The sequence below is a fragment of the Stenotrophomonas sp. P5_A8 genome (assembly GCF_056400545.1).
The window spans coordinates 18001-27787 of sequence record NZ_JBFULB010000015.1; the positions used below are offsets into that span (position 1 = coordinate 18001).

Genomic DNA, 9787 nt, shown 5'->3' on the forward strand with positions numbered 1-9787 from the left:
CGCATGACTGAATTCATTCCGCCCGGCACGCGCTACCACGCCCTGCCCTCGCCCTTCCCGTTCAAGCGCGGCGGTCAACTGCTGGACGCGCACGTGGCCTATGAAACCTGGGGCACGCTGGACGCCAAGGCGAGCAACGCGATCCTGATCGTCACCGGCCTGTCGCCGGATGCGCACGCCGCCGCCAACGCCGACAACCCGGCCGCCGGCTGGTGGGAAGGCATGCTCGGCCCGGGCAAGGCGATCGATACCGAGCGCTGGTTCGTGGTCTGCGTGAACTCGCTGGGCAGCTGCAAGGGCTCCACGGGACCGGCCAGCATCGACCCGGCCACCGGCGCGCTGTACCGCCTGCAGTTCCCTGAACTGTCGATCGAAGACGGCGCGCGTGCTGCGGTCGAGGTGGTGCGTGCGTTGGGCATTGCCGAGCTGGCCTGCGTGATCGGCAACTCGATGGGCGGCATGACCGCGCTGGCCGTGTTGCTGCTGCACCCGGGCATCGCGCGCAGCCACATCAACATTTCCGGCAGTGCGCAGGCGCTGCCGTTCTCGATCGCGATCCGCTCGCTGCAGCGCGAGGCGATCCGGCTGGACCCCAAGTGGGATCTCGGCCGTTACAGCGACGACAGCTACCCGGAATCGGGCATGCGCATGGCGCGCAAGCTGGGGGTGATCACCTACCGCTCCGCGCTGGAATGGGACGGTCGCTTCGGCCGCGTGCGGCTGGATTCGGACCAGGCCGACGATGACCCGTTCGGCCTGGAATTCCAGGTGGAAAGCTACCTGGAAGGCCACGCGCGCCGCTTCGTGCGCTTCTTCGATCCCAACTGCTACCTCTATCTGAGCCGCTCGATGGACTGGTTCGACCTGGCCGAATACGCCGACGGCGACGTGCTCGCCGGACTGGCGAAGATCCAGGTCGACAAGGCGCTGGCGATCGGCGCCAACACCGACATTCTGTTCCCGGTGCAGCAGCAGCAACAGATTGCCGACGGCCTGCGCGCCGGTGGCGCCGACGCGCGCTTCATCGGGCTGGATTCACCGCAGGGGCACGATGCGTTCCTGGTGGATTTCGCGCGGTTCGGGCCGGCGGTGGGCGAGTTCCTTTCCGCGCTCTAAGGACAGACATGCGACTGCAGGGAAAGCTAAGCGAGTGGGACGACGCACGCGGGTTCGGCTTCGTGCAGCCCAATGGTGGAGGTGAGCGTTGCTTCGTGCATATCCGCGCATTTGCGGCGCGCGATCGACGCCCAGCGCTTGGCGATGTCATTACGTACGAGGTTCAGCGCGATGCCCAGGGGCGCCGCAATGCCACACAGGTGCGCTTTGCGCTGCAGCGTGGCGGAACGCGCGGTACCCCTGCCGCCGAGCGGAAGGGTCGCGATATTATCCCTCGCAAAACCGTCGCACTGCTGTTCCTCGCTGGCATCGCTGGGCTCTCGGCGTGGATGCACTGGCCCATGTGGTTGCCCGCCACGTATCTGGGCGTCAGCGGCGTGACCTATTTGTTCTACTGGCACGACAAAAGCGCTGCGCGTAACGACCGGCAGCGCACCCCTGAGAAAACCCTGCAACTGCTTGCCTTGTTCGGCGGCTGGCCCGGCGCCTTGTTGGCGCAGTCGGTGCTGCGCCACAAGAATCGCAAGACATCGTTCCAAGGAGTGTTCTGGGTGGCGGTGGCGATCAACCTGATCGCGCTGACATGGCTGATCCGGAACATCGCCGGGTAGAGCCACGCCATGCGTGGCTAGCGCAGTAATGGGGCGCCACTTCCAACGGCGCCCGACCACACAAGACGCTTGCACCACCTTCAATTCCCACCAAACCGACTACAGCGCCAGCCATGCCGGTGCTGCACCATCTCCTCCGATCCCTGTCATCGCCCAGGTCCACCACCGGCCGCTCGTTCACCGTCAGCGTGATACGCCCATGCTCCGCCTAACGAAACAGTCTTCAACCTGCAGAAGTAGGTCCATTCAGGCGTGCGCCAACGCGGGTCGAAAACGCACTGTAAGCACCGCTGTGCCAGCCGTCCAGGCTGGGGTCCCGGCTTCCGGCCGGAAGCGCGCAACGCCAAAGTACCGATGCACCGCTACCCACGCCTTCACGTGGGCTCCACGACGCACACTACCCCTCCGGATACATCGCGGCATAGCTTGGGTCCGCGTGCTCCCACTGTGCCTCATGATGAATGAGGTAATCACACACCGCCTGAAGATCGATCTCGGCAGGAATATTCACTGCCATGTATCGGGCCTTGGCGCCCTCATAGCTGCACCCAAGGGCTACCAGACCTTGAAGAACATCGTCTGAGGCGTTGCCTGGAGAGACGGGTGGATCAAATATGACGCGAACGGTGCGATTTCCTGACTTCACGACGATGGATTCGAAAGTGGGTCGTCCTTCCTCATGGTCCACGGGGGCGAAAACCGCGTCCTGCCATGAGACGTCATAGGCATAGAACGGGGAATTATCAAGTTGGTAGCGATCCTCCCCGAGCGGGGTCGCCCAAAGCGTCTCGATGTTTGCGCCGCCCTCGCCGTCGGGAACCCGGAACAGGACCTTGGCTTTCGCACCGTCATTCACGCGGAGCTCTCCAGATTGAACATGCTGCGATGCGGCTTCGGTATTGATCCCCTGATCGTACACCGGCTACAGCGAGCAAAGGCCGTCGTACGTGATGTCGGAGCCATTTCCCACGCGGTGGATGCGCGCGAAGCCAAGCTCCCCCAGAGCGCACCGTAGTCGCCTCGCACATCATTACGCCAGAAACGCGTCCCCACACCATCGTTTCATCGCGACCACTGAGGCGGTTCAAACTCCCTCGGTGTCCAGCTTGCCGCCACCGTCCAGTTCGTTTGGCGGCGTTGTCCAATTCATTGGGCGTCGCTGTCCAGTTTGTTTGGCGCTGGGTATCCAATTGGTTGGCGTTTCGTACTTTCCCTGACCGAAGGTGTCATCAGCCGCCAGATCGGCCGACTGCAGTCCTTCCAGGGGTATCGCTGTTCAAACGCGTTGGAAACGCGTATCCGCCTGCTGCCAAATGGCGGGCGCTACGCCGCCCAGGTCCGCTAGTGGCGGACCGCCTGGACCGGGACAACCAATATCTGATGGGACAGCCGGAGAACGCGGCGAGCCTGGACATTGCCGTAACGCCGACATTCGGGATACGGTGGCTCATCCCCCGCCTCGCCGGCTTTACCCGGACGCATCCCAACATCACCGTGCACCTTGCCCAACGCACCGAGCGGTTTGCGCTGGCGGGAAGCGGCTTCGATGCCGCCGTGCACTTCGACCACCCGGCCTGGGCGGGCATGCGGACCTATCCGCTGCTGCAGGAGGTGCTGTTACCGGTCTGCCATCCCTCGCTGCTCGGCGGGCGCAAGCGTTTGCCTGCGCTGGAGACGTTGCCACGCCTGCACAGGCGACAAAGCCCAGACGCCTAGCAAAGCTACGCACAGGAGACCGGCGTGCCCCTCACCAATCCCGCAGTGGGCGCGCGCTACGATCTGCACGCGATGGGTGATTGAAGCAGCGCTGGCGGGCCTCGGCATTGCGCTAATACAGCGGCTTTATGTGGATGCCGAGCTGGCGCAGGGGCGACTGGTCGCGCCTTGGCCGCACCCCAGGCGCGCTTCAAAGATCTTCTGCCTCGTTCTACACGAACCGATCAGTCTGGCTGCCGGTCCATTGCAGGCGTTCGCGCATTGGCTGCTGGAAGCAGCTGGCAACGCGGGCACCAATCAATGCACCCGGCGGTTCCCTCACTGCAGGGAGGCCCATGGATTGGGCCAGGCCCAGCGTCCTTTACTTCCCTGCAGAGCGTTCGCGCTTACCTTCTTCGCGCTGCGCGGTCGCGCGACTTTTCGCGAACTCCGGGAACGTCTCCGCCAGCGACGCCTTGTCCGGCAACACGTAGAACACCCCGCCGCGTTCAAACGTGGACCGGACGATGCGCTCGTAGAACTCCGACGACACGTTGATGCAGCCGTGGGTGACGCGGTTGTCGTCCGGCGTAGGCGATGCAAGGCGTTCGGCACGTTTTTCGGCCGGCGTGCCAGGCGGCGTGGGATGGATGGAAACGGCCGAGTCGTAGTCCACCCACAGCACGCGCCCGGCGTCGATGGACGGACCATAGCCACCCACGAAGCGACCGGCGGGCGTGGTGCGATCGCGGCCTGGAATTTCGCGCAGCGCGAGGCCGGCGACGCCGGGGGCCGAATGATCGCCGGTGGCCGAGCCAAACAGCGCAGGCGCTGCGCCGCGAAGCCGACCATCACCGCCGAATATGAGGATCTGCGCAGCAGCCTTGTCCATGATCGCGAACGGATAGCCCTGGCTGTCCTTGCTGGCGACAACCCAGCCCGCCAGTTCGATCACGGTGTCGGACACTTCCTGGCCTTGTGGAAGCTCATCAATGGCAGCTACCGGCTGCGCGGCCGCATCCTCGGCGCTGGCCGCACCGACGGTCGCCAACGCGAGCGCCATGGCCAGTGCGCCACAGGCGGCCCGGAATGCAGGGGATAAGTACGTATGGATGGGACAACTCCGTGGAATGCAGACGTCGTGATCAAAGGAGCCCGGTGGCCGCAACGGCCACCGGTTCCCGATTCAGATGCTCTTCAAAACTTGTGCTTCTGACCGCGTGCCAAAGAACGATTAACCGCGCGGCTTGCGACGGGGTGCCTGTTCGAGCTGCTGGACGCGGCCTTCAATTTGATCCAGACGCTGGTTGGCCTGCTGCGCGGACTGGTTCGCCGATTCGGCGCTCTGCGCCGCGCCCTGCACCTTGGTGTCAAGTTGATCGAGGCGGGAGTTGATCGATGCAAATTCGTTTTTGTAGGTGGCGCAGGAACTAAGTCCCACGGTGGCGACAATCGCGATGCCGAGCGTACGAACCATTTTCAGATGCTGCTGGGTTAAGGACATTGCACACCCTCCTTTCGTCTGGGGTACCCGGAATATAGCGGCCTTTTTGTTGCGTCCATGAAAAGGCTTCAGCTGAAGTTGGAAGACGTGGAGGGCGCGTGAAGAATGGCGGGCCCCGGCACGGCGGCCGACATGCCGTGCTTGCTCAGCCCGCGCTGTTCCCCGGGCTTGGCAGCGCGAACGACCAGACGCAGGACGCGTCTGGTCGTCTCAGGCATCACATCGCATACGCCCGTCTTGCCTTCAGCCCGCCGCTTCCAGCTTCCTGCGCGGCGTGACAACGCCCGCTGCGCGCAGGTACCGCCAGTATTTGCCAATGAAGATGCCGGTGAACCCACCCGACAGCAGCAGGTAAGCGGCGCGGAACATGCCGTCGGCGCTCAGCGAAGGGGACGCGGAAAGCGCGACTTCGAAACCGTACTTCACCGCAAACGTGACCAGCAGCAGCGGCAGCAGGCTGTAGTCCGCGCTGCGCCACAACTTCCCCGTTGAGGTGTTCATGGTGAGCGTTGCCCGCCGCAGCAGCATCCACCCCAGGACTGCGCCCGCGCCGATGCCAACCAGCCATTCGCCCCATGCTTCCCAGGCGCCGCCGAAACGGCCACTTATCGACCACAGGCCCCAAGCGGTGAAGAGGGCCGGCACGATGGCCAGCTTCGTGAGCGAGGCTTCGGCGGGCTTCATCGCAGCGACGCCGCGCGTGATCAGAAAGACCAGAAGCCCCCAGACCCACACAGGGGTATTCGAAATGAGTTGCTGCAGCATGATCACGGGAAATTCCTTGAGGTGGGCGGGTGCCGGCCATGTAACGCCGTGCGGGAGTGGGTCCATTCTCGCTTTGCGCCAGCCCGGGACAAGTGACAGGTGTCAGGCATCAGGAAGTACATTTTGGGTGGCGCGACGGCTTGCAGACATGCCTGCGGTGGCAGTGCACAGCCATGCGGCAGTTGCCCTGCTCGCCAACCGGGATCACCTTGATGATGCGGTCGCCAGGATCGGGGGCCAGGGTTGAATCACTGCGTCGATGCCACGMCTGCCCATCAGTTCCCGGGCTGCACCCGCGAGCCTTGTCGAGGTCCTGCGGTGTTTCGCAGCGGCCTTACAAATGTCGCAACGTTTCTGCCCCAGCCACCGTCAGGTTGTGGGTGGCCGGTCAGCGGGTTGCGCCGTCCGGCAGCGTGATAAACTGAACGGTTGCATCCACCTTCTTGCCAGCCCATGACCTCCACGCCCAAACCCCGCGTTGCCACCCCGGCCGGCGCCGCCTTGCGCATACTGCTGCCGTTGCTGGTGGTCATGCTTTTCTTCCTCGGCAGCGGGTTCCTGGCGGGCAAGAACATCCGCACCATTCGAGAGGGCAGCGCCCTGGTGATCCGCTCCCAGGAGACGATGACCGCCCTGGGCGATGTGCTCTCGGCGGTACAGGACGCCGAAACCGGCCAACGCGGCTATCTGCTGACCGGGGACGACAGCTACCTCGAACCCTATCGAACGGCACTGGCGGTTGCCAGCACTCGGCTGGAGGCCATGGAAAAGGCCTTTGTGGACGACCCTGCGCAAGCGGACCGACTCAAGCTGCTGGGGCGTCGGGTCCAGGACAAGCTGGACGAACTGCGTGAAACGATCGAGCTGCGCCGCACGCAAGGGCTGGAACCTGCCCTGGCTGTGGTCGGCTCCAATCGCGGCAAGGCGGCCATGGACGACATTCGCGCGCGCTTGGCCGCCATGGGCGCCATCGAACTGGAAAAGCGCGCCCGGCGCCTTACGGAGATGGAATCGGCTTACAGCGCGGCGCTGACCTCGGGCGCGGCCAGTGCCGTGCTGGGCAGTGTGCTGACGATTTTCATCGCCGTCCTGCTCCGCCGCCATTCGCGGGCACGCGAACGGGATGCCTGGTTGCAGCGGGGCCGGCTTGAGCTGGCCACGGCGACCGGCGGCGACCTGGACAGCGGCGCACTTGCACGCGCCAGCCTGGGCTTCCTCGCGCGCTTCACCGGCGCCGAGGCGGGCATGTTGTTCGTGCCTGGGGCCGCCGGCTTCCGGCAGATCGGCGCGGTGGGCACCGCGTCAGCGCCGGACGGCACCGACGGGCTGCGCGGCGCCGGAAGCCTGCTCGGCCGCGCGGTGGACGAGAAGCGCGCGCTTGTCGTGTCGGATGTGCCACCGGGCTACTTCACGATCGGCTCGGGACTGGGTCACGCCCAGCCTCGCCACCTGGTCATCGCCCCGAGCATCCACGAGGGCGAGGTGAGCGGCGTGATCGAGCTGGCTTTCTTCGGTGCGGTGCCCGCCGACGTCGTCGAACTGCTCGAGCTTGCCTCCGGGGACATGGCGGTCGCCCTGCGATCAGCGGCCTACCGGGCCAAGCTGACCGAGCTGTTGGCGCAGACGCAGCGACAGTCCGAGGCGCTGCAGGTGCAGAGCGAGGAGCTGAGGGTCTCCAACGAGGAACTGGAGGAACAGAGCCGTGCGTTGCGCGGCTCCCRGCACGAGCTGGAGGAGCAGCAGGCCGAACTGGAACAGACCAACAACCAGTTGTTCGACCAGTCGCAGCAGCTTGAAGAAGAGCGCGACAAGCTCGCGCGCGCCAACGCTGCCATCGTGGCCGAATCGCACAAGGTGCAGCGCGCCAGCCAGTACAAGTCCGAGTTCCTGGCCAACATGTCCCACGAGCTGCGCACGCCGCTCAATTCCGCACTCATTCTTTCCAAGTTGCTGGGCGACAACCGCGACGGCAACCTCAGCGCGGAACAGGTGAAGTTCGCGCGGACCATCCATGCGTCCGGCAGCGACCTGCTCAACCTCATCAATGAGATCCTCGATCTGTCCAAGATCGAAGCCGGGCACATCGAGGTGCATGCCGAGCGCTTTGGCGTGGAGAAACTGCTGGCGGACATCGCCGCACTGCTCGGCCCGGTTGCCAGCGAAAAGGGCCTGTCACTGGACGTATCGATGACGGCCGACTGCCCACAGGTGGTGGAATCCGATCGCCAGCGCATCGAGCAGATCCTCAAGAACCTCCTGTCGAACGCGTTGAAATTCACCGACACCGGTGGCGTGACCGTATCGGCGGCGGCGGCGCCCGACGGCCGGGTGGCGTTCTCGGTGACCGACAGCGGCATCGGCATCGCGCCCGAGCAGCAGACGCGCATCTTCGAGGCCTTCCAGCAAGCTGACGGATCGATCAGCCGGCGCTACGGCGGCACGGGCCTGGGGCTGTCCATTTCGCAGGAGCTCGCACGACTGCTTGGCGGCGACATCACCGTGGAAAGCGAGCCCGGCAACGGCAGCTGTTTCCGGCTGGTGGTCGCGGCGCGGCTGGCAGGCCCGACGGCGGCGCCCGCGCGCGCCACGTCCGCCGCCATCCGCCCTGCCCCGCATCAGGATGCCAGACCCGCACCGCTTCCCACGCGCCCGCCAAGCGATGCAGGCGCAACGGTGAGCAACAACGGACGGGGCCTGATCCTGATCGTAGAGGACGACCTCGCCTTCAGTCAGATTGTCAGCGACCTTGCCAGTGAAATGGGCTTCCGCGCGCAGGTAGCGCACACCGCGAGCGAGGCGCTGGCCGCCGCGCGTGCGGAGCTTCCGCACGCCATCGTGCTGGACGTCGGCCTGCCCGACCAATCGGGGCTGTCGGTGCTCGACGTGCTCAAACACGATATGCGCACACGGCATATTCCCATCCACGTGATTTCGGCGATGGATCATTCGCGCAAGGCGCTGTCGCTCGGTGCGGTGGGCTATCTCGGCAAGCCGACCACCCGCGAGGAACTGGCCGAYGTGCTGCTCTCCCTGGAGCGCCGGCTGTCGCAGCGTCCGCGTCTGGTCCTGGTGGTCGAGGATGACGCCGTCCAGCTGGATGCGGTACGCGAGCTGCTGGGCCTGGCCGACGTGAAGACGATCGGCGCGCGCTCGGCGGCCGAGTGCATCCAGGCGCTGGCACAGCATACGTTCGACTGCATGGTGCTGGACCTGACGCTCCCCGATGCATCGGGATTCGAGCTGCTCGAGATGCTCAGCGAGCAGAGCCCGCATGCGCTGCCGCCGATCATCGTCTATACGGGCAGGGTATTGTCGCCCGCCGAAGAGGTGCGACTGGGCCGCTACTCCAGTTCGATCATCATCAAGGGCGCGCGCTCACCCGAACGCCTGCTCGATGAAGTCACGCTGTTCCTGCACCAGGTGGTCAGCGATCTACCCGAATCGAAGCAGGGCATGATCCGCACGGCGCAACACCGGGACACGGCACTGGAAGGTCGCCGCGTGCTCATCGTCGAGGATGATGTCCGCAACATCTACGCGCTGATGAACGTGCTTGAGCCACATGGCTGCAAGGTGTCCATCGCACGCAACGGCCAGGAAGCCATCGACACCCTGACCGCCGCGGTCGCGGGCCCGGCACCCATTGACCTGGTGCTGATGGACATCATGATGCCGGTCAAGGACGGGCTGACCGCGACGCGGGAGATTCGACAGGGCGGCCGCTTCGCCAAGTTGCYGATCATCGCCCTCACCGCCAAGGCGATGCCTGACGATCAGCAGCAATGCATCCAGGCCGGTGCCAACGACTACGTCGCCAAGCCGCTCGACGTGGACAAGCTGGTGTCGTTGATCCGGGTCTGGCTGATGCCCTGACCTGCGGGGAGTTTTTCCTGGGCGACGGCTCTGTCGCCCAGGAACCGTGCAGGTGTGTGCGCTGTTGCAGCGGGCTGGCGGTAACCCGGGGAGCGGTGCGATGCGTTCGCTTCATGCGCGCGCGAGATCGAGTTCGCGGCGCTGTTCAACGGGCCCTGGCAATGTCGTACACGGCATACCTGGATCGCCTGCCAAGAACACGCCCGACTGCGGAGCCATACAT

General features: G+C 65.0%; 8 protein-coding genes. 4 read left to right on the forward strand and 4 right to left on the reverse strand.

Features of this window, described 5'->3' with window-relative positions:
• Positions 1-3: 3 nt before the first annotated feature.
• Together metX and AC1DQP_RS02345 are read left to right on the forward strand one after the other, a co-directional pair.
• Positions 4-1116 carry a homoserine O-acetyltransferase MetX gene (gene metX, locus AC1DQP_RS02340; protein ID WP_457318222.1) on the forward strand — a complete coding sequence of 371 codons (1113 nt, stop codon included), beginning with the start codon at positions 4-6 and terminating at the stop codon, positions 1114-1116.
• Positions 1117-1124: 8 nt separating this feature from the next.
• On the forward strand, positions 1125-1727 hold the full coding sequence (locus AC1DQP_RS02345) for a DUF1294 domain-containing protein (protein ID WP_457318223.1): 603 nt from the start codon (positions 1125-1127) through the stop codon (positions 1725-1727).
• A 397-nt stretch (positions 1728-2124) separates the two neighbouring features.
• Here the strand turns inward: AC1DQP_RS02345 and AC1DQP_RS02350 are convergent, their stop codons facing one another.
• Positions 2125-2583: a DUF4265 domain-containing protein gene (locus tag AC1DQP_RS02350; protein WP_457318224.1), complete on the reverse strand. Its 459-nt coding sequence runs from the start codon at positions 2581-2583 to the stop codon at positions 2125-2127.
• A gap of 488 nt (positions 2584-3071) precedes the next feature.
• Here AC1DQP_RS02350 and AC1DQP_RS02355 point away from each other — a divergent pair, with 488 nt between their 5' ends.
• Positions 3072-3443, forward strand: coding sequence for a LysR substrate-binding domain-containing protein (locus tag AC1DQP_RS02355; protein ID WP_457318225.1), 372 nt, complete (start codon positions 3072-3074; stop codon positions 3441-3443).
• 361 nt (positions 3444-3804) lie between these two features.
• Here the strand turns inward: AC1DQP_RS02355 and AC1DQP_RS02360 are convergent, their stop codons facing one another.
• The 3 genes from AC1DQP_RS02360 to AC1DQP_RS02370 form a co-directional block, all read right to left on the reverse strand.
• Positions 3805-4485, reverse strand: coding sequence for a L,D-transpeptidase family protein (locus tag AC1DQP_RS02360; protein WP_256775612.1), 681 nt, complete (start codon positions 4483-4485; stop codon positions 3805-3807).
• 171 nt (positions 4486-4656) lie between these two features.
• Entirely contained in the window at positions 4657-4926 is a 270-nt protein-coding gene (locus AC1DQP_RS02365) for a hypothetical protein (RefSeq protein ID WP_256775613.1), read from the reverse strand.
• A 243-nt stretch (positions 4927-5169) separates the two neighbouring features.
• Positions 5170-5691 carry a DUF6622 family protein gene (locus AC1DQP_RS02370; protein ID WP_306175426.1) on the reverse strand — a complete coding sequence of 174 codons (522 nt, stop codon included), beginning with the start codon at positions 5689-5691 and terminating at the stop codon, positions 5170-5172.
• A gap of 453 nt (positions 5692-6144) precedes the next feature.
• On the opposite strand from AC1DQP_RS02370, the gene AC1DQP_RS02375 reads away from it, so the two are divergent.
• Positions 6145-9564: a response regulator gene (locus AC1DQP_RS02375; protein WP_478051036.1), complete on the forward strand. Its 3420-nt coding sequence runs from the start codon at positions 6145-6147 to the stop codon at positions 9562-9564.
• Positions 9565-9787: the final 223 nt, after the last annotated feature.

Excerpts from the sequence above, each read along its gene's own strand:
- AC1DQP_RS02365 (WP_256775613.1), bottom strand. The coding sequence starts at position 4,926 with ATGTCCTTAACCCAGCAGCATCTGAAAATGGTTCGTACGCTCGGCATC.
- AC1DQP_RS02370 (WP_306175426.1), bottom strand. The coding sequence starts at position 5,691 with ATGCTGCAGCAACTCATTTCGAATACCCCTGTGTGGGTCTGGGGGCTT.
- AC1DQP_RS02360 (WP_256775612.1), bottom strand. The coding sequence starts at position 4,485 with ATGGCGCTCGCGTTGGCGACCGTCGGTGCGGCCAGCGCCGAGGATGCG.
- metX (WP_457318222.1), top strand. The coding sequence starts at position 4 with ATGACTGAATTCATTCCGCCCGGCACGCGCTACCACGCCCTGCCCTCG.
- AC1DQP_RS02345 (WP_457318223.1), top strand. The coding sequence starts at position 1,125 with ATGCGACTGCAGGGAAAGCTAAGCGAGTGGGACGACGCACGCGGGTTC.